Raw genomic sequence first — 19,020 nt, 5'->3', positions numbered from 1 at the left:
AACGACGATGGACCAGATGCACACGCCGCTCGTCGAGCTGAAAAACATCTCCATCGCCTTCGGCGGTATTCGCGCTGTGGACGACGCTTCGATCGACCTGCATTCCGGCGAGGTGGTGGCCTTGCTCGGACACAATGGCGCCGGCAAATCGACGTTGATCAAGATCCTGTCGGGCGCCTATAAGCGCGACGCCGGCACCATCCTGGTCAATGGCGAGGAGGTGCCAATCGCCAATCCGCGCGACGCCAAGAAATACGGCATCGAGACGATCTACCAGACGCTGGCTCTGGCCGACAATGTCGATGCGGCCGCCAATCTGTTCCTTGGCCGCGAACTGCGCACCGCCTGGGGCACGTTGGACGACGTTGCCATGGAAGCCGAGGCGCGCAAGGTGATGGGGCGGCTCAACCCGCGCTTCCAGCGCTTCAAGGAACCGGTCAGCAAGCTGTCGGGCGGCCAGCGCCAGTCCGTGGCCATCGCGCGCGCCATATTGTTCAATGCCCGTATCCTGATCATGGACGAGCCGACCGCCGCACTCGGGCCGCAGGAGACGGCGCAGGTGGGCGAACTGGTCAAGCAGCTCAAGGCCGACGGCATCGGCATCTTCCTGATCAGCCACGACATCCATGACGTCTTCGATCTCGCCGACCGCGTCTGCGTGATGAAGAACGGCCAGGTCGTGGGCACGGCCCGCACGCAGGATGTCACCAAGGACGAAGTGCTCGGCATGATCATTCTGGGCAAATGCCCGCCAGGAGCCATAGTCGGACCGGGTGCGATGAACCTGTCGTAAGTCGCGGCCCGCAGGCGTCGAACATATTTATTCCGCCTGCGGGCTGCACAGCCGCTCGACAGAACGTCCGGTTGTTGGCTATGAGATTGGACGATGTCGAGGCAACTGCAAGTTCTGTCGATCGGACCAGTCGCGCCGCCGCTTGTTAAGGGCGAGGCATGAGCGACGGCAACGCCCATCCCCTCAAGAAGTTCTTCTCGGTCGCAGCGTTTCTCGCTGTCGCGCTTGCCAGCCTGGCCATGGCCGGGTTCGCCTATGTCGCCTCGCAGGAAGCGGCGCGGTTCAAGTTCGAGGCAACGGTCGACGATGCGATGAACAGGATCGAGGGCCGCCTCGATCTCCAGCTCTCATTGCTGCGGTCGACACAGGCGCTGTTCGAGGCACGCGACGGACAGATTTCCCGTAGCGAATTCAACGCGTTTTTCGATGCGCTCGAGATCAAGGACAATTTCAAGGGCCTGCGCGGTATGGGCTTCGTGGGCTTTGCCCGCCGCGGCGAGGAAGCCGAACTGGAAAAGCGGATAACCCAGCTTCACGGGGTTTCCCGGCCGATCCTGCCCCCTTCGGAGGAGGACTGGCGCGCTCCGGTTTTACTCTACGAGCCGATGGACAAGGCCAATCTCGATATTATCGGCTTCGATATGTTCACGGATCCGGCGCGACGGCCAGCCATCGACATGGCGGTACGCACCGGCCAGCCTCATGCCACGGGCAGGGTGATCCTCAATCAGGGCGAAGATAAATCCATACCCGGCTTCCTGGTCTTCGACAGCATTGGAAAACGGGCGGGCGCGCCGACAGCCAGCGAAGCACGACAGGGCAGTTCGGGCCTCGTCTTCATTGCCTTCCGCACGGGCGACCTCTTCCAGGCCGCGTTGGGCACGGCCCCGCAACTGCCGGTAAACGCCGCGATCTATGACGGCAAGATCAGCGACGACACCCTTTTCTACCGCTCTCCGCAGCAGCCATCCGCCGCCTATGGCAATAAATTCCAGGTCCAGCGCACGATCGTGCTGGGGGGGCAGCCCTGGAAGCTCATATTTCGTCCGACCGCCGCATTTTCCGAGCCGTCGTCGCCGACGATCCCGGTGATGCTTGGCTTGTTCGGCCTGTTGCTGGCCGGTGCCGTGGCCATGGTGGCGCGCTATCAGGAACGCGCTTATGACGCCGTTTCACAGTTGCACGAGGCGACCGAGAAGAGCCTGCTGGACAAGGACCTGATGCTTCAGGAAATGAAGCATCGCATCAAGAACTCGATCACCCGCGTGCTGGCCATGGCGCGCCAGACGGCAGCGCATGCCACCGATCTGAACGAATTCTCGCAATCCTTCGCCGCCCGCCTTCAGGCCATGGCCGCGTCGCAGGACATGCTCACGCGCTCGCGCTGGCAGAAGGCCGACCTGCGCGAGCTGCTTGGCATCGAGTTGCGTCAGGTGTTCGGCAAGGAATTGCCGGATGAAATGTTGACCGGCCCGATGGTGCTTCTCGACGAAACGATGACGCAGGCGCTCGGCCTGACGTTCCATGAACTGGCGACCAATGCGCTGAAATATGGCGATGTCGGCGAGTCGATGGAGGCGCTGAAGGTTCGCTGGACGGTCACAGGGCAGGGCAAGGACCGTCGCCTCCAGCTTTCATGGGAAGAAAGCGGCAGCAAGAACATTTCGGCGCCAAGCAAGGTCGGCTTCGGCACCAAACTCATCAACATGAACATCGAGCGCGAGCTTTATGGCACCATCGCACGCGACTATGCCGAACGCGGCCTCATCGTGCGCATAGAAATTCCGCTGGCGGCGGCGGCAAGGAAATAGCGCGGATTTCCGGCGCTCACTTGCGAATGACGGGCTGCTCAGGGCTCGCCTTCACCATGACCTTTGGGGGCACTGCCTCGACGGAAGCGATGAGATGGCCCTGTGGCGTCACGTCCCATAGCAACTCCGCGTCTTCCTCTTCCATCGCCGGATCGACCGGTACGCAAGTGGCGAAGACACGCGGGCGCTTGGTCTGGAATGCGTGCAGCGATTGCGGAAGAATGTCCTGGCATTCCTCCGCCGTCTCGAAAACGGTTACAGGAGAAGGAAGCTCGGCGCATTGCTTGAGGTCTGCGGAGCATCCGATGATCAACAAAAGCGCGGCGATGTGTTCCATCGTGGGTTCCCTTCGCAGAGGGAAACGATCTGCCGCCGCGACGGTTCCCGCAGATCGCGCTAATCAACCTCGAAACTGGCGCCGGGAACGACCAGTTCATAGCGCAAGGTGTCGTCGGTAATGGTCAGGCTCGCCGAACCGTCCAGGGATGTCGGCACCACCCGTTCGAGTGCCACGCTCCCGAAGCGCTTGGCGTCGGCGGTGCGGTGCCGGTCGTGCTGGATGTTCTCCATCCAGGTGAGTGACAAGGCCGGCTGGCCCTGCGCGTCATGGATGAGGTTCGCGCTGACGGTGACGCTGCCGTCTGCCCGCATCAGCGCGCCGTAACTCATCGAGTTGACGGCCAGTTCATGCAGCGCCAGTCCGATATGAAGCGCGGCGTTGGGGTTGAGGTAGCGGGTCGTGCCCTCGAACACCACCATGTGCTTGGCATCGGCGCTGTAGCGCCCGACCTGGCTCATCACCAGTTCGCGCAGGTCAGCGCCGCGCCAGTTCGAGGAGGTGACGAGGTCCTGCGAGGAGGCAAGCGACTGGAGGCGTCCGCGAAAGCGCGCAAGGAAAGTCTCGATCGACCCCGAATAGCGGCCGGTCTGGGTCGCGATGCTCTGGATGATGGCGAGCAGGTTTTTGGAGCGGTGGCTGAGTTCGCGCAGCAGCGCCTTCAGCGTCTGTTCGCGGCGCTTCTGCTCGGTTATGTCGACCGCGGTGGTGACGACCCCCAGCGCGTGGCCGTCGCCGTTCTTGTCGGCGTCCATCCACACTTCGAACCAGCGCGCGCCGCCGGTTTGCGGCACGCTGATCTCAAGGCTTTCCGGTTCTCCGGTATCGATGACGGCGCGCTTGGCGGTGCGCAGATGCTCGGCCAGCGACGGTGGCAGGAAATCCGCATCCGTTTTGCCGGTGACATTGGCGGTGGTCCAGGCTTCGGGAAGATTTTGCGCCCACAGGATGCGCAGGTCGCGATCCTGATAGAGTACGGCGATGCCCGTATTGCGCAAGGCATGAAGCAGGCTGCGGCCTATATCCCGAACCTGGGCAGGCGGGACTTCCGCATTCTTCCTGTCATGCTGATGACCGTCGGCCGCCTTCGTCATCGTACAACCGTCCCCACGCCGGGGCTGAACGATTCAGCGTGCAATGGGTTCCCGCTAGACACCCTTGCTGTTCCTTATGGTATTGATGCCGCTATTGGAAATCCGCCGGACCAGGCTGGCCCGATCCGCCGGATTTATCGAACGCCCTGTTCACGTCCCCTTGGACATTGGGGGTCAAACTCTGCGGATCAGGCCCGCAATCAGCGAAATGACCAGGAACGCCAGGAAAATGAAGAACAGAATCTGGGCGATGCCGGCCGATGTACCGGCTATGCCGCCGAAGCCGAGCGCGCCGGCGATGATGGCGACGACAAGAAATACGAGTGCCCAATACAGCATGGTTTTCTCCCCTGTTGTGATGGTAGAAAAACGTTGAGTTGAATATTTTGTTCCAGAATGACCGGCGGCCAAAGAAAAAGGCCGCCCCGCAGGGCGACCGTTATTGGTTCATCTGCCGGCCCTGAGCCTAGGCCGCGGCCTTGGCCTGACGATCGAAGAACAATGCCTGGCTGATGAGAGCCTTCACCATTTCCGGATTGAAGGGCTTGGTCACCAGGAAGGCGGGCTCCGGACGCTCGCCCGTGAGCAGCCGTTCGGGGAAGGCGGTGATGAAGATCACCGGCACGGGTGCGTTTCTCAGGATCTCGTTGACGGCGTCGATGCCGGAACTGCCATCGGCAAGCTGAATGTCGGCAAGCACCATCTTCGGATGGGTCTTGCCGAACATGGTGATCGCCTCGGTATGCGTGCGCGCCGTGCCGACGACGCGGTGGCCGAGACTTTCGACCATCTGCTCGATGTCCATCGCGATTAGCGGCTCGTCCTCGATGATGAGGACGTCGGTTGCCACCTGTCGCGAAATCTCGTTGCTGGCCTGCGACAGCAGGTCGATGAACTCGCTTTCGGTCACGCCGAGGATCTCGGCGGCTTCGTCATTGCTGAAGCCTTCCACCGTCACCAGCAGGAACGCCTGGCGCGGCAGCGGCGACAGGGCGGTGAGATTTGCCGCGGCGCGCTGCTCCCATGGCGAATCGGACTCCTCCTGCGGCACGCGGATGGCGACTGACGTGAAAAGCCTGGCGAAGACCTTATAGAGCGCGATGCGCTCACTGGAGGCTTCGGGGAAAATGCTCACATCGGCGATGATCGCCTCGAGCACCGCCGCCACCAGGGCATCGCCGCTCTGTTGCGATCCTGAAACAGCGCGTGAAAAACGCCGCAGGTAGGGCAGGTGGGGGGCGATGATCGCGGATAAACTCATGATATGCTGCTTCCCTCGGATGGTGTGTGAGAATTGATAATTTGAAACACCGACCCCTACAACGATGCAGGCGCATAAAAGTTCCCTTGCAAGGAACCTTTGTGCCGGTTGTGCGTTGTGACGAAAAATTGGGCAGCCGGGGGGAGCAGTCTCGTTCGCCCGAAAGCGAACCAGTTTGCCACCGATCGGAAAAAGAACAGGACGATTTTTCAGGATGACAAAACAGCAATCCGGTGCGGAACAGACCGCTTTGCGCCGGCAAGGGTCGAATGACTTGCTTGGCGCAAATTCGGAGATTGGCCGCAAATTGAAGCAGTATTATGATGAGTTGTTATCCGACGAGGTACCGGAACGTTTCAGTCAGTTGCTTGCCCAGCTTGAGCAGGCCGAACCTCTTCAGAAGAAGGGTTGATCGGCATGGCAGTTTCCTCCGCATTCAAGAATGATCTGCTGGCGGCGATCCCCAATCTGCGCGCATTCGCCGTGTCGCTGACACAGAATGCCGACAAGGCGGACGATCTCGTGCAGGAGACGCTGGTGAAGGCGTGGGACAAGCATGAGAGCTTCCAGATGGGAACCAATCTCAAGGCCTGGCTCTTCACCATCCTGCGCAACGAGTTCTATTCGCAGATGCGCAAGCGCGGGCGCGAGGTGCAGGACACCGACGGCATCATGACCGAGCGCCTTGCGGTTCATCCGAGCCAGCACGGACTGCTCGACCTGGAGGATTTCCGTGGGGCTTTGGAGCAATTGCCGCAGGACCAGCGTGAAGCGATCATCCTCATCGGCGCGTCCGGCTTCTCCTACGAGGAGGCTGCGGAAATCTGCGGCTGCGCGGTGGGTACGATCAAGAGCCGGGTCAGCCGCGCCCGCAACCGCCTGCAGGAGATACTCAAGATTTCCGGCGAGGAGGAATATGGGCCGGATGCGATTTCCGCGCAGGTGACCGGGTCAAACGCTGCCTGAGGCGGGCAGCCGGCCTGCCGCGGCGGCCAGCGCCTCGACGAGGTCGTCCCCCGCATAGGGCTTGCTGACGACCGTGATGTTCGGAAACGCCTCGAAGATTTCGTCGAGATCGGTGTAGCCGGACGCAAAGATGAAGGGGATTTCACGCTGCATCAGCTTGTGGGCAAAGGATAGGGTGGAGGCGCCGCCGAGCATCACGTCGAGGATGGCGGCGTCGGTGCCGGCGAGTGAGGTGTGCCGTTCAAGTTCCTCGAGATCGCGGAGCGTCACGACATTTGCCGCGCCATGGTCGCGGCACAATTGCTCCACGTCCATGGCGATCAGGAATTCGTCTTCCAGAAGCAGGATGCGCATGCCGGCAAGTAGATTGCTCACGTGAAATAAACTCCTCGAAGGCCCGCTGAATCGCGACGATTCATGACGGCAAATCAAGGGGCTGTCATTTAAAAAAGACACATGAAACGGTTACACGAGTTTCGATCCTGTCCGTCATGGTTGTAAGGTGGGAGGGCCGGCATTGGCGAAACGGCAATCCGAAAAGGCCAAGCAGCGTTTCCCTTGCGAGAAATGTCCGTTGCGGCCGCTGCCGATCTTTCGAGAATTGCGCGCGGAGGAACTGGCCTTCGTCAGCCGCTTCAAGCGGGGCGAACTGGCCGTCGAGAAGGGCGCGACGGTTCTTCTGGAGGGCAGCCATAGCGCACATCTCTACACCGTCCTGTCCGGCTGGGCATTCCGCTACAAGCTGATGACGGACGGTCGCCGCCAGATCCTGAATTATCTGGTGCCGGGCGATCTGGTGGGGCTGCAGGGCAGCCTGATGGGCGAGATGCAGCATTCGGTCGAGGCCCTGTCGCCGATGCTGCTGTGCGTTTTCGAACGTGGCCAACTGGAAGAACTGTACCGGCGCCATCCCGGCCTTGGCTACGACATCACCTGGATCGCCTCGCGCGAAGAACAGATGCTGGATGAAAACCTGCTCAGCATCGGCCGCCGCACCGCGCTGGAGCGCGCCGCCTATCTGCTCGCCTTCGTTGCCAGCCGGGGGCAGGCGGTGGGATTGCTGTCGTCGGATGTGCGGGAAATACCGATCACGCAGCAGCATGTCGCCGACACGCTCGGGCTCTCGCTGGTTCATACCAACAAGACCATCCGCAAGCTTGCCCAGCGCAAGCTGGTGGAGTGGCGCGATGGTTGCCGCATCCTCGACCTGGAGGGATTGATGGAATTGGCGGGCTGGGAAGGGCTTCCGACAACTCCGCGTCCGCTTCTGTGATCCTGTGGGCGGGGTGAACGGGGAGTGCTGTCCCGAAATGGAACCTTATCTGGCCGCAAGACGTTGTAGCGCCGTTACAAATCAAGGAGTGAAGCCATGGCCGCAGCAGGCAGCAAGTCCACCCGAACCGACAACGAGGCCGGCGCGCGTCTCAATCCTGATCTCGATGCCGACATTCGCCAGTTGCGGGCTGACATAGCCAAGCTGACGGAACAACTGAACACGACCAGGGAACACTCCTACAATACTGCGCGCCGCGTGGCCAAGGAGGGGGTCGAACAGTTGAAGGTCCATGGCGAGGCGGCCGTGGAAGGCCTGCGGAGCAATGCACGTGACCTTGAGGCGCAATTGCTTGAAACGGTTCGTGAAAAGCCGGTGACCTCGCTGGCGATCGCCGCCGGGGTCGGTTTTCTGTTTGCCATGATGTCGCGTCGCTGAAGACGTGGCCAGGGCCAATATGCTCGCATCGCTGATCGCGAGTTTCGCTTCGGGCGAAACGGGACTTGCCGTGCGCCGTTTGCGGCGCGCGGCAATTGCCTATCTGTTTGCCGCCGCCGCCGGCCTGTGCGGGGTGGGCTTCCTGATCGGAGCCGGTTACATCGCGGCGGCACGGCGGTACGGCACGCTGGAAACGTCGCTGGCTTTCGGTATTGGTTTTCTGGTGCTTGCCGGGATCATCCTGATCATCCACAGGCTGGCGGCCGGCAGCCGCCGTCGGCGGGAGGTGCGCCGGCGCAATCAGGACATGGCCGCGATGGCCGTCGCCTCGGGGCTGGCCTTGTTGCCGTCCCTGCTGCGCAAGCCCGCCGGGCTGGGGGCTCTCGCCGCGCCGGCGATCGCTGCCGTCGCCTATGCCATCTATCGCGAGAACAGGCCGAAAGAGGGCTCCGCGGACGACGAGGCCTGACAAACGTCAAAGCGCTTCATGGCCGGGTTGCCCGGTTGCCCGGTCGTCAGTTCGGAAATTCTTCCAGCGGCATGGAAATTTCCGCCCGTACGCCATCGGGCTGGAATTCGTGCCTGACCTCGCTGGCCAAGACCTTGGACAGGCTGCGGCGGATGAGGATGGACCCGAAGCCGTATCGGCTGGGTGGTTCTACTGCCGGTCCGCCGCGCTCCGTCCAGCTCAGCACCAGCCTGCGCGCCCGGCGGACGCCTTCCACTTTCCATTCCAGTTCGACCACGCCCGAAGGCGAGGACAGCGAGCCGTGCTTGAGCGCATTGCTGGCCAGCTCATGCAGGATGAGCCCGAGCCCAAGGGCCTGGTCGGGCGACAGCAGCACATGCTCTCCCGAAATGTCGATGCGCGGATTGTCGGCTTCGTCGTAAGGCAGGACTTCGAGCCGCACCAGTTCCGACAGGGCAATGCCGCGCCATTCGTGATCGGAAAGCAGACTGTGGGCTGCACCGAGGGCGCGCAGCCGGCCGCTGAAGGCATCGAGGAATTCCACCGGCTCCCGTGCGTGGCGCACGGTTTGGGTGGCAAGCGCCTGAACGGTGGCGAGCGTGTTCTTGACGCGATGGTTCAGTTCGCGCAGCAGCAGCCTTTGCCGTTCCTCGCCTGATTTGCGCTCGCTGACGTCAAAATTCACGCCGATGACGAGAAGCGGGTTGCCGTCTTCGTCGCGCTCGATCACGCGGCCACGGGCGGCGAGCCAGCGCGTCGGACAGGAGCCCGCTACGCGATACTCGCCGATATAATCCTCATCGCCCGCCAATGCGGCGCGGAAATCCATCTCGGCGCGCTTGGCGTCGCGGCGGTCGATGGCGCGGAAGATACGACGGGCGCTCAGCTGCGACGTTGCGGGCAGATCGAGCAGTTCGGCAAACAGCGCGTCGCATTCGATCGTGTCCGTGCGAACGTCCCAGGCCCAGCTTGCCAGCGAGGCGGCCTCCACGGCAACGACGCGGCGCTTTTCCTCACGCTCCAGCGCAACGCGCGCCAGCATGCCGGCACGCTGCCCTTCCTTCAGCGCAAACAGGCTGGAAGCCAGCGAGGCGAGCGCGCGAAGCTGGTCCAGCCTGGCGGCGTCGGGGCGTGGCGCCGGCTTGGTGTCGATGACGCACAGCGTTCCTATCGGCACGCCCGAGACGATGATCGGAACACCCACATAGAAACGCACCCGATGGCCGCTGGTGACCATCGGGTCCTCGGCGAAGCGCGGGTCGGCCACGGCGTCGGGCACGACCATGATGTCATCTGCCTCGGCAATGGCATGGGCGCAGAAGGACAGATAGATCGGGGCTTCGCTGCTTTCGGCTCCGAACCAGGACCTGAACCACTGGCGCTCAGTGTCGACCAGGCTGATGAAGGCGAAGGGTGCGTTCAGGAGCGTTGCGGCAAGCGACGTCAGATGATCGAAATCGGGATCTGCGGTGGTGTCGTGCACATTCAGGCCGCGCAGCACCGCCGTGCGCCGGTCGTCATTCACCGCCAGCAAGACCTCGGCCGGCAGCTTGGGTGCGTTTTTCAGCTTGCTCTGCACGTCAACCTCAACAGGTTCCTCCCCACGGTTGCGAAGCTGCATCACAATCGTTGAAAAGCCGTTCCGGGAAGGGAACATCGATCGGATAAAAACATTGACCCAGGGAAAGGGGCAATTCCGTCCCCCAATATGGAGACTGGCATTGACCAAAACAATTCCCGCCGAAAAGGCCCGTCAGGGCCGCCGGGGGCGTCAGGTTCTGCTGGTGCTGGTATGCGGCTTGATCCTCGCCGCCGTGGCATGGGTGGCCGTCGAATATTATGGCCGGGCAATCGAAACGCCCGCGACCCAGAACCAGGGCATCAGCGAACAGCAGTGATCTGAAGACGCCCGAAAACGGAGCGGCCGGCGACCGGTCGGCCGTCCGGGGAGGGCGGAAGGTCTCAAGCCGGGAGTGCACCGCCGTTTTCATCGTGCAGGGCACGGCCTGCGAATGCCAAACCTGTCAACGTTCGTGCGTGTCAGCCATCTGCCGATGCGGCTCGGCAACGCTGCGATGGAGTGCATTGCTCGTCTCCCACTTTCCGGAAGGTACAATCCGCCCGGGTACCTTCCAAAATTTTCAGTACCGCGCCCGCAAACGTGTCAGCCGGCAAAAGGTTCCCAAACAAATTGTACGTTCAATCAATTCGTCTTTCGAGCAGGAATGAGAGCCGGGAAGGGGAGAAAAATGGGGAACTGGAGGGGAAACGTGACGTTGTAGACATGTAGGCGCCGCGCCTCGGCCTTCCCTGCGACGGCAAGTCGAAGCACGGCGGTGCATAACCAACGCACAAGGAGAGACTATCATGTTCCGCAACCTTTTGGCTACGACCGCCATCGCAACCCTGCTGACGACCGCCGCCTATGCGCAGGACACGACTGCTCCGGCACCCGCCAGCCCCGCTGCCCCGATGGGTGAGGAAAGCGCTCCCTCCGGTGCTGTAGTGCGGGCCGAAGGTTTTCTTGCCACCAATTTCATCGGCGAGCAGGTTTATAACGGCACCGGCGACGATGCCCAGAATATCGGCAAGGTCAACGATCTCGTAATCGCGCCGGACGGCAAGGTCGAATCCCTTGTCGTCGGGGTCGGCGGCTTCCTCGGCATCGGCGAGAAGAACGTCGCCATCGACTATGGCGACGCCAGTCAGGCCGAAAAGAACGGCGACCGCTGGCTGGTGGTGAACGCCAGCAAGGAGCAGCTCCAGACGCTGCCTGATTTCGACCGTAGGGCCTATGACGCGGCGCCGGCTACGGCCACCGACACGACAGCACCTTCCGGCAACGGCATGGCGCAGGCGCCCGAGAGCGGCGGCGGCACCATGGCGCCGGCCGCGCCCACCAACGACAACACCGCACAGGCGCCCGCCGAAACTGACAGCGGCACCACCGGGGCTATCGACAAATCGCAGTTGACGCCCATGCCCATGGGTGAGGTCCGCGCCGAAGACCTGACCGGCACGACCGTCTACGGCACCGAGGACGCGAATGTCGGCAAGATCGGCGATGTCGTGCTTTCCGGTGACGGCAAGGTCGATGCGGTGATCATCGATGTCGGCGGGTTCCTCGGCATCGGCTCGAAGGAAGTTGCCGTCGGCATGGACAACCTTGCCTTCATGACCGACAAGGACGGCAACAAATATCTCTACACCAACTTCACCAAGGATCAGCTCAAGGCTCAGCCGGCCTATGACAAGAGCACCTATAGCGAGAAGCGCGACGAACAGCGCATGATCATGCAGCAGTAAAGCGTTCGCTGCGCTCCTTCAACAAGACCCGCGCCTCCATCCGGCGCGGGTCTTTTGCGTCAGGCGGTGTGCTCGACCGGAGAAGCGACTGGCCGCGCTGAATCTTTCCGCCCATTGTGCACCCGATAGCTTGTGAATTGTTCGATGGATGGAGACAGTCCATAGTGTGGCCGGCCTCTTTCCCTTTACGCTCGCTGACCGACATATGGGGCGAGACAGGCAGCCCCGGCTGCGAACGAAAGGGAGTATCGATATGCTGGACCAGATCAAGGGTCTGCATCACGTCACTTCGATGGCCAGCGATGCACGCCAGAACAATGACTTCTTCACCCGCAAGCTCGGCCTGCGCCGGGTCAAGAAGACGGTGAATTTCGACGCGCCGGATGTCTACCACCTCTATTATGCCGACGAGGTGGGCACGCCGGGCACGGTGATGACCTATTTTCCCTTTCCGAATATCGGCAAGGGCAATCCCGGCACCGGCGAGGTCGGCAGGACGGTGTTTTCGGTGCCCGCAGGCACGCTCGGCTATTGGGAAAAGCACTTTGCCGAACAGGGCGTGACCGGCCTGAAGCGCGAGACGCTGTTCGGTGAAAACCGCATCGACTTCGACGGTCCGGACGGCGACAGTTTCGCGCTGGTGGAGGTGAAGGACGACAAGCGCCTGCCCTGGCTGAAGGGTGGCATCCCCGGCGAAGACGCCATTCACGGCTTCCATTCGGTGTCGCTGCGCCTGGAGGACGCCGGCGCCACCGAGGAGTTGCTGAAATTCATGGGCTATGAGGTGATCGACACGGCTGGCAATGTGAAGCGCATGGCGGTGAAGGACGGCAACGGGGCCGACTTCGTCGACATCGAAACCCTGCCGGGCGTTTCCTATGCCAATCTCGGCGCGGGCTCGGTGCACCATGTGGCCTTCGCGGTGGAGAACCGGGCAAAGCAGCTCGAGGTGCGCAAGGCGCTGATGGACACGGGCTATCAGGTCACGCCGGTGATCGACCGCGATTATTTCTGGGCGATCTATTTCCGCACCCCCGGCGGCGTCTTGTTCGAGGTGGCGACCAACGAGCCCGGCTTCGACCGCGACGAGGACACCGCCCATCTTGGCGAGGCGTTGAAGCTGCCGGCCCAGCATGCGCATCTGCGGCCGTGGCTGGAGAAGAATCTGCAGCCGCTCGGCGACTGACCGGTTGGCGGCGGCTTGTCCGTCGCCGCCCTCAACTGTGAAGGCAAGGAGGCCTCAATGTCGAAGGACAGCTATATTTTCACGCCGCTGCCCGGCAAGCCGAACGGGCCGCTGCTCTTCCTCTTCCACGGCACCGGCGGCAACGAGAACCAGATGCTCGGGCTGGCGTTGGACCTGCTGCCGGGGGTTGCGGCGATCTCGCCGCGCGGCGACGTTTCCGAATATGGCGCTGCGCGCTTCTTTCGCCGCACGGCAGAGGGCGTCTACGACATGGACGACCTTGCCCGGCGCACGGCGAAGATGGCGGATTTCATCAAGGCGCATGTCGGGGCGGCCAAACCGTCCTCGGTGATCGGCATCGGCTTCTCCAACGGGGCCAACATCCTGGCATCCGTCCTGTTTGCCGAGCCCGACCTGTTCGATGCGACGATCCTGATGCATCCGCTGATCCCGTTCGAGCCGAAAGTGAATGGCAGCCTTGAGGACAAGCGGGTGCTCATCACCGCAGGGCGTCGCGATCCGATCTGCCCGCCGGAACTGACGACGCGGCTGGACAGCTATTTGCGTGCGGACGGCGCGGATGTCACACTGGAATGGCACGAGGGTGGCCACGAGATGCGGCAGAACGAGCTTGTCGCAGCCCGGACCTTTCTTGCGCCTTATCGTCTGCAACAGGAGACCGGGACGTGACGGAAGCGACTACGGAAATCGAACTCGAGGGAAATGATGCTGGCGGCCGTTATGTGCTGCGTGGGCCCGGTGGCGCCGAGGCGGAGATCACCTTCAGGCGCCCGGACAGGCATCAGCTTATCATCGACCACACCACAGTGCCGGATGTGTTTCGCGGGCAGGGCGTCGGCACGAAACTGGTCGCGCGCGTCGTCGAGGATGCCCGCGCAGCCGGCGTGAAAATCGTTCCGCTATGCCCTTTCGCGGCGGCGCAGTTCGCCCGTCATCCCGAATGGGCGGACGTGCTGAAACAGTGATCTGGAGCGTAGCGGGACGAAGAGGGGGACGCTTTGAGCATGATCAGCCTTGCTTCCCCTTCTCCATCCTCCCCAGCCAGTCCTTGCCGACGCCGCGGTCGCGGATGATCGGTAGCGGGTCCTGGCTGTCGAGCCGCGAGCAGGTGCGGTAGATCTCCAGCACCTCGGCATCCATGTCGCCGCGCTTGTGAAAATACATCGCCGCCGCATAGCGTGTGCGGCCCGACCATTCCTCGCCCAGCGGCGTATTTATGAGCCGCCACTGTTCGGCGAATTCGGCGTCCGCCCCGGTCATGCTCAGAACTCCGGCGGCGGGCTCGCGGTGCGGCGGTCGAGTTTTACGAAGGGCCGCGCCACCACCTTCGCCCGCTTCATGAGCCGTTCGTATTTCAGCTCGCGCATGGCATAGATCTCGACCCAGAGGTCGTCGGAAATCGTGTCGCCATAGGGCCGCACGAGACTTGCCAGCGCGATGTTGCGCTTGGCCATGGGCGACCAGATGGCGGCACTCACCAGCCCGACTTCCTTCCTTTTGCGATGATAGACGATGGCGTGCTCCGCGGGAATATTGCCCTCGATCTCCAGCCCGACCAGAACGTGCTGCAGCCTGCCTTTCGCGCGCGCCTCGACGATGGCGCGGCGGCCGTTGAAATAGCCCTTTTCCAGATCGACCATGAAGCCAAGCCCGATCTCGTCGGGCATGCGCACGCGGTCGGCCCGGATGGCATGCTCGGCGGTGACGAAATCGGCATTGGCCACGATCAGCCCGGCCTCCAGCCTCGCGCGGTTCAGCGCAGTGTAGCCGATGGCGCGGATGCCACGCGACTGCCCGGCCTCCATCAGCCTGTCCCATAGCGACAAGGCCAGTTCGACGGGCATGAACAGCTCGTAGCCGAGATCGCCGGTAAAGCCGGTACGCGAAATGGTGACACTGCCGTCTCCATGCGGGAAGTCGGCAAGGTCAAAAACCTTCAACCGCTCCACGCCTTCGAAGCCCGCTTCGCGCAAAATGGCGAAGGAGGTCGGGCCCTGGAGGGCAAGTGCGGCGACCGCCTCGGTTTCTTCCGACACGGTGACGTCGAAGCCGATGGCGCTGTCGAGCAGCCAGGGCAAATGTCGCTCCTGGCAGCAGAGCCGGAAACGGGTTTCGGCAAGGCGGAACAGCGTGCCGTCGTCGAGCACATGGCCGGCATCGTCGCACCACGCGGTGTAGTGGACGCGGCCGGATTTCAACCTGGTCACGTCGCGCAGCGTGAGGCGGTTGAGGAAGGTTTCGGCGTCCGGTCCCTCGATCCGGTATTTTGTCATGGGCGAGATGTCGAAAAGTGCGGCCTGGCTACGGATCGCGAAATATTCCAGCTCCTCGTCCCACAGCGAGGCGGGCGCGCGATAGCCGCCCCAGTCGTACCAGTCATTGGTCTTCATCAGCGTGTCGATGCGCGGCTGGAACGGCGTGTCGAGGCGCAGCGTGCGGAAGTGGAGCTGGGCGGGGGAGTGAAGCGGCCGGACAGTCGGCTGCTCGGCGATGGGTTTCACGGCCGTCTTCGACATGCTTAGCCCCTCATCTCCAAAATCCGCCGCGCTGCGTTCAACCCCGGCACGCCGGAAACGCCGCCGCCCGGATGCGAGCCGGCGCCGCACAGGAACAGTCCGGCCACCGGCGTGTCGTAGCCGGCAGCGCCGAAGGCGGGACGCGACATCAGCATCTGGTCGGCCTGCAATTCGCCGTGGTGCCAGTGGCCGCCGGGCATGCGGTAACGCGCTTCGAGGTCGGCGGGTGTCAGCAGTTCGGCATGGCGCACCAGCCTGCCGACACCCGGGGCGTAAAGCTCGAGCTGGGCCATGATGGCGGCCAGAAACCTTTTCCGCCCCGCCTCCCAGCCTTCCTTCAGCGCATAGGGCGCATATTGCACCACGGCCGAGAGCACGCAGGCGCCATCCGGCGCGAGCGTGGGGTCAGACAGGCTCGGCAGGGTGATCTCCATCACCGGTTCGGGCGAAAACTCGCCATATTTGGCCGGGTTGAAGGCGCGCTCGACATGGTCGGATGAGGGCGCAATCACCAGGCGGCCTCGATGGCCGGCGGCCTCGAGGCCCGAAAACTCCAGCGGCCGGTCGAGCGCCAGATGGAGCTTTGCCGCATCGCCCTTCATTCGGATGTTTTTGATCCGCCGGACGAAACCGGTGTCGATTTCGCGCGTGCCGACGAGGTCCAAAAAGGTGTTTTGGGGATTGATGGCCGAGACAATTGTGCGGGCGCGGATTTCCTCGCCGCCATCGAGGGCCACACCTGCGGCGCGATCCTTTTCGACGAGGATTTTCGCCACCGATGCGTCGGTGCGAATGGTGACACCGGCAGCCTGTGCCGCGCGCAGCACGCTTGCCATCACCGCACCCATGCCGCCCACGGGCAGCGCCTGTGCGCCGGCCTGGCCGCCGATCTCGCCGGCAAGACGAAAGTAGAGGCCGAGCAGCGAGGTGGGCGAGCGAGGCCCGAGATGACTGCCGAGCGTGGCGTCGAAGGCAAGCAGGCCCTTCAGCCGGTCGTCCTCCAGATGTTCGTCGGCGACGTCCGAAACGTTCATCAGAAGCATACGCAGGAAATCGCGCATGTCCTCCTTGCCGAGCCGGCGCAGCGACAGGCCGGTCACGGCGAAGGCCGAACTTTCCATCAGCGACATATTGCCAAGGTCGGGCGGCCGGCGCGCCAGCAGCGGTTTCAGAATGCCGGCATAACGCAGGAGTTGTGCCCGCAATTCCTGCCACGCCGCCTGTTCGGAGGCCGAGGCGCCGGAGAGGCTTTCGCCATAGCCACCATGAAGCGTCAGCGGCTCGCCGTCGCGCGACAGCGCAACGCTGGGAGCAAACCGGATGCCCACACCCCTAGCCCCTCCTGACAAGGGGGAGGGGGATGTTGGTGCTGCTTCCGCCAAGGCCGTTGATGTTTCGCGATGGACAGAGCCGACGCCCGATTCCCCTCCCCCTTGCGGGGAGGGGGCAGGGGTGGAGGTAATTCCAGAGAAAACAAGCCCGTGACGCTCCAGCTCCAGCGTCTTCACCACCTCCGGATGCAGGCGGTTGAGCAGATGGGCGGTGGAGACGCGAAAACCCGGCGCGAACTCCTCAGTGCGGGCCGCGCCGCCGACCTCGCCGGCGGCCTCCAGAACCAGCACCTTGCGGCCGCTTTTGGCCAGCGTTGCTGCGGCGACAAGGCCGTTGTGGCCGCCGCCGATGACAAGCACATCCCATTTGGGTGCATCAAATGACATCATGGGCCGGGCTCATATGCTTGGTGGGGCGTGACAGGTCACGCAGGATTTCATTTGCCGCGTTGCGGCCGGGCGCACCCATCACGCCGCCGCCGGGGTGAGTTGAGGAACCGCACATATAGAGCCCGTCGACGGGCGAGCGATATTGCGCGTAGCCGGGCACCGGGCGGTTGAACAGCAACTGGTCGAAGGTCAGCTCGCCCTGGAAGATGTTGCCCTCGGTGAGGCCGACCTCGGCTTCGATCTCACGCGGCGTGCGCACCTCCATGTGGATGATGCGGTCGCGGAAGCCAGGCGAATAGTCGGCGATCTGCGAGACGACCGTCTCGGCGAAGGCGTCGCGGTCGGCGTCGGTCCAGTCGCGGCCTTCGACCTTGGGCGGGCAATATTGCACGAAGCAGCTCATGAAATGCTTGCCCGGCGGGGCCATGGTCGGATCGAGCATGGTGGGCATCATCATGTCGAGGAAGGGATCGGCCGACCAGCGCCCGGCCTTCCAGTCGTCATAGCCGCGCTCCATGCGCTCGACGGAATCGGTGAAATGCATGTCGCCGCGATAGCAGGGCGAATCCTTGGGCAGAGCGGGGAATTCGGGCATCGAATCCAGCGCGATGTTCACCTTGCCCGACGAGCCGCGCATCTTGAAGTTCTTCACGCGGCGCAGGAACCTGTCGGGCAGTTCCTTTTCCTCGACGAGCTTCAGAAAGGTGCGCTTGACGTCGGCATTGGAGACGATGAGCTTGCCGAAAATCTCCTCGCCGCCGGCCAGAACCAGCCCGCGCGCCTTGCCGTTCTTCACCAGCACCTGTTCCACTTCCGCGCTCGCGCGGATGGTGCCGCCGGAGGCGAGGAAACTGTCCGCAAGCGCCTTGGTGACGGCACCCATGCCGCCGCGCGCATAGCCCCAGGCACCGACCGAACCGTCTACCTCGCCCATATAATGATGCAGCAGCACATAGGCCGTGCCGGGCGACATGGGGCCGAGGGCGGTGCCGATGATGCCCGAAAGCGCGAAATTGGCCTTGATGACGTCGGTCTCGAAATATTCGTCGAGGAAGTCGGAGATCGACATGGTCCAGAAGCGCAGCGTGTCGGCCATTTCGGCCGCGCCCAGCCCGGCGAATTTTTTCCCGAGGTAGATCAGCTCGCCGATGTCGCGCGGACGAAAACTGGTCGGGTCAGGCGCGGTGCGCATCAGAAGTGGCTGGATGAAGCGGCACTGGCGCGTCACGTCGCGGGCGTAGCGGTCATAGGCCTCGGCGTCGCGGGCGGAGAAGCGCGCGAATTCTCGGCGGTGGGCGTGGTGGTCGCGGTAGTTGGCGAGGTAGTCGCCATCACGGGTGAACACCGCGCCGCCCTCATAGGAGATGACCTGCAGCCCGAAGCGTGGCAGTTCGAGGTCGCGCATGATCTCGGGCCGAAACAGCGAGCAGACATAGGAGCAGTTGGAGTAGAGGAAGCCGGGCGTGAGCGAGCGGCTTGTCGCGGCGCCGCCGATCCAGTCGTTCTTCTCCACCACCAGCACGTCGAGCCCGGCGCGCTGCAGGTAGCAGGCATTGACGAGCCCGTTGTGCCCGGCGCCGATGACGATGGCGTCCCAAGTCTTCATTCCGGTTCCCGCTCTTGTGTTCTTTTATGGCAAATCTGACACGACAATGCCGATGCTGTCCATAGATTCTGAATGAATGTTCAACAAATAAACGTTGCGTTTTGACTGAAGCGGAGTAGGCTTCCGTCGCAAGGGGACAATGAGGGCCGGCGGGCCATGCGGAAGTTTCTTGACAATGGCGCCTATCGTCTTGCTGATCTTCGTCGGTGGAAGCCGGGCGGG

At 62.9% G+C, this 19,020-nt stretch carries 22 protein-coding genes; 12 read left to right on the top strand and 10 right to left on the bottom strand.

The genetic code is table 11. The annotated features are described in order from the left end of the window. The first annotated feature begins 7 nt into the window (after positions 1-7). Together C7441_RS07505 and C7441_RS07500 are read left to right on the top strand one after the other, a co-directional pair. Positions 8-793, top strand: coding sequence for an ATP-binding cassette domain-containing protein (locus tag C7441_RS07505; RefSeq protein ID WP_109612334.1), 786 nt, complete (start codon positions 8-10; stop codon positions 791-793). 158 nt (positions 794-951) lie between these two features. After that, positions 952-2,604, top strand: a complete 1,653-nt coding sequence (locus C7441_RS07500; RefSeq protein ID WP_109612333.1) for a CHASE domain-containing protein — start codon at positions 952-954, stop codon at positions 2,602-2,604. A 16-nt stretch (positions 2,605-2,620) separates the two neighbouring features. Here the strand turns inward: C7441_RS07500 and C7441_RS07495 are convergent, their stop codons facing one another. From C7441_RS07495 to C7441_RS07480, 4 genes are all read right to left on the bottom strand, one after another. Continuing rightward, on the bottom strand, positions 2,621-2,941 hold the full coding sequence (locus C7441_RS07495) for a hypothetical protein (protein ID WP_019172330.1): 321 nt from the start codon (positions 2,939-2,941) through the stop codon (positions 2,621-2,623). Positions 2,942-3,000: 59 nt separating this feature from the next. Beyond that, the gene (locus tag C7441_RS07490) at positions 3,001-4,035 is read right to left on the bottom strand and encodes a sensor histidine kinase (RefSeq protein WP_109612332.1); all 1,035 of its coding nucleotides are present in this window, start codon (positions 4,033-4,035) and stop codon (positions 3,001-3,003) included. A gap of 174 nt (positions 4,036-4,209) precedes the next feature. Then, entirely contained in the window at positions 4,210-4,374 is a 165-nt protein-coding gene (locus C7441_RS07485) for a DUF1328 domain-containing protein (RefSeq protein ID WP_020693894.1), read from the bottom strand. Between the two features lie 127 nt (positions 4,375-4,501). Beyond that, positions 4,502-5,296, bottom strand: coding sequence for a response regulator (locus tag C7441_RS07480; protein ID WP_026060426.1), 795 nt, complete (start codon positions 5,294-5,296; stop codon positions 4,502-4,504). 214 nt (positions 5,297-5,510) lie between these two features. Here C7441_RS07480 and C7441_RS07475 point away from each other — a divergent pair, with 214 nt between their 5' ends. Together C7441_RS07475 and C7441_RS07470 are read left to right on the top strand one after the other, a co-directional pair. Beyond that, a complete protein-coding gene (locus C7441_RS07475) occupies positions 5,511-5,708 on the top strand; it encodes a NepR family anti-sigma factor (protein ID WP_019172327.1) in 198 nt (65 codons plus the stop codon). A 5-nt stretch (positions 5,709-5,713) separates the two neighbouring features. Then, positions 5,714-6,262, top strand: coding sequence for an RNA polymerase sigma factor (locus C7441_RS07470; protein ID WP_026060425.1), 549 nt, complete (start codon positions 5,714-5,716; stop codon positions 6,260-6,262). Here C7441_RS07470 and C7441_RS07465 read toward each other — a convergent pair. Beyond that, positions 6,248-6,637, bottom strand: a complete 390-nt coding sequence (locus tag C7441_RS07465; RefSeq protein ID WP_342353265.1) for a response regulator — start codon at positions 6,635-6,637, stop codon at positions 6,248-6,250. The two genes, C7441_RS07470 and C7441_RS07465, sit on opposite strands and share 15 nt — an antisense overlap. A 142-nt stretch (positions 6,638-6,779) precedes the next feature. On the opposite strand from C7441_RS07465, the gene C7441_RS07460 reads away from it, so the two are divergent. The 3 genes from C7441_RS07460 (at position 6,780) to C7441_RS07450 (ending at position 8,442) form a co-directional block, all read left to right on the top strand. Beyond that, entirely contained in the window at positions 6,780-7,535 is a 756-nt protein-coding gene (locus C7441_RS07460) for a Crp/Fnr family transcriptional regulator (protein WP_109612330.1), read from the top strand. A gap of 96 nt (positions 7,536-7,631) precedes the next feature. After that, complete coding sequence (locus C7441_RS07455; protein WP_109612329.1) at positions 7,632-7,973, top strand: ElaB/YgaM/YqjD family protein; 342 nt, start codon at positions 7,632-7,634, stop codon at positions 7,971-7,973. A gap of 19 nt (positions 7,974-7,992) precedes the next feature. After that, positions 7,993-8,442, top strand: a complete 450-nt coding sequence (locus C7441_RS07450; protein ID WP_109612445.1) for a hypothetical protein — start codon at positions 7,993-7,995, stop codon at positions 8,440-8,442. Between the two features lie 46 nt (positions 8,443-8,488). Here the strand turns inward: C7441_RS07450 and C7441_RS07445 are convergent, their stop codons facing one another. Beyond that, complete coding sequence (locus tag C7441_RS07445) at positions 8,489-10,021, bottom strand: sensor histidine kinase (protein WP_026060423.1); 1,533 nt, start codon at positions 10,019-10,021, stop codon at positions 8,489-8,491. A 142-nt stretch (positions 10,022-10,163) separates the two neighbouring features. Between C7441_RS07445 and C7441_RS24000 the strand changes: the two genes are divergently transcribed. The 5 genes from C7441_RS24000 (at position 10,164) to C7441_RS07425 (ending at position 13,920) form a co-directional block, all read left to right on the top strand. Next, complete coding sequence (locus tag C7441_RS24000) at positions 10,164-10,340, top strand: hypothetical protein (RefSeq protein ID WP_019172320.1); 177 nt, start codon at positions 10,164-10,166, stop codon at positions 10,338-10,340. Positions 10,341-10,809: 469 nt separating this feature from the next. Then, positions 10,810-11,748 (top strand): PRC-barrel domain-containing protein, encoded by a 939-nt coding sequence (locus tag C7441_RS07440; protein ID WP_109612327.1) that lies wholly within the window; start codon positions 10,810-10,812, stop codon positions 11,746-11,748. Between the two features lie 253 nt (positions 11,749-12,001). Continuing rightward, on the top strand, positions 12,002-12,934 hold the full coding sequence (locus tag C7441_RS07435) for a VOC family protein (protein ID WP_109612326.1): 933 nt from the start codon (positions 12,002-12,004) through the stop codon (positions 12,932-12,934). Positions 12,935-12,991: 57 nt separating this feature from the next. Continuing rightward, complete coding sequence (locus tag C7441_RS07430; protein ID WP_109612325.1) at positions 12,992-13,624, top strand: alpha/beta hydrolase; 633 nt, start codon at positions 12,992-12,994, stop codon at positions 13,622-13,624. Then, on the top strand, positions 13,621-13,920 hold the full coding sequence (locus tag C7441_RS07425; RefSeq protein ID WP_019172316.1) for a GNAT family N-acetyltransferase: 300 nt from the start codon (positions 13,621-13,623) through the stop codon (positions 13,918-13,920). The genes C7441_RS07430 and C7441_RS07425 overlap by 4 nt, the downstream gene beginning before the upstream one ends. 43 nt (positions 13,921-13,963) lie before the next feature. Here the strand turns inward: C7441_RS07425 and C7441_RS07420 are convergent, their stop codons facing one another. The 4 genes from C7441_RS07420 to C7441_RS07405 are packed head-to-tail and all read right to left on the bottom strand — an operon-like array spanning position 13,964 to position 18,798. Beyond that, on the bottom strand, positions 13,964-14,215 hold the full coding sequence (locus C7441_RS07420; protein WP_109612323.1) for a hypothetical protein: 252 nt from the start codon (positions 14,213-14,215) through the stop codon (positions 13,964-13,966). Positions 14,216-14,217: 2 nt separating this feature from the next. Next, complete coding sequence (locus C7441_RS07415) at positions 14,218-15,471, bottom strand: aminomethyl transferase family protein (protein ID WP_109612322.1); 1,254 nt, start codon at positions 15,469-15,471, stop codon at positions 14,218-14,220. Positions 15,472-15,473: 2 nt separating this feature from the next. Continuing rightward, positions 15,474-17,192: a phytoene desaturase family protein gene (locus C7441_RS07410; RefSeq protein ID WP_109612321.1), complete on the bottom strand. Its 1,719-nt coding sequence runs from the start codon at positions 17,190-17,192 to the stop codon at positions 15,474-15,476. Beyond that, complete coding sequence (locus C7441_RS07405) at positions 17,179-18,798, bottom strand: phytoene desaturase family protein (RefSeq protein WP_109612320.1); 1,620 nt, start codon at positions 18,796-18,798, stop codon at positions 17,179-17,181. The genes C7441_RS07410 and C7441_RS07405 overlap by 14 nt, the downstream gene beginning before the upstream one ends. Positions 18,799-19,020: the final 222 nt, after the last annotated feature.

The sequence above is a fragment of the Pseudaminobacter salicylatoxidans genome (assembly GCF_003148475.1).
GTDB lineage: Bacteria > Pseudomonadota > Alphaproteobacteria > Rhizobiales > Rhizobiaceae > Pseudaminobacter > Pseudaminobacter salicylatoxidans.
Note: the sequence above shows the minus strand (reverse complement) of the source record. Positions and strands in the feature narration are given on the sequence as shown.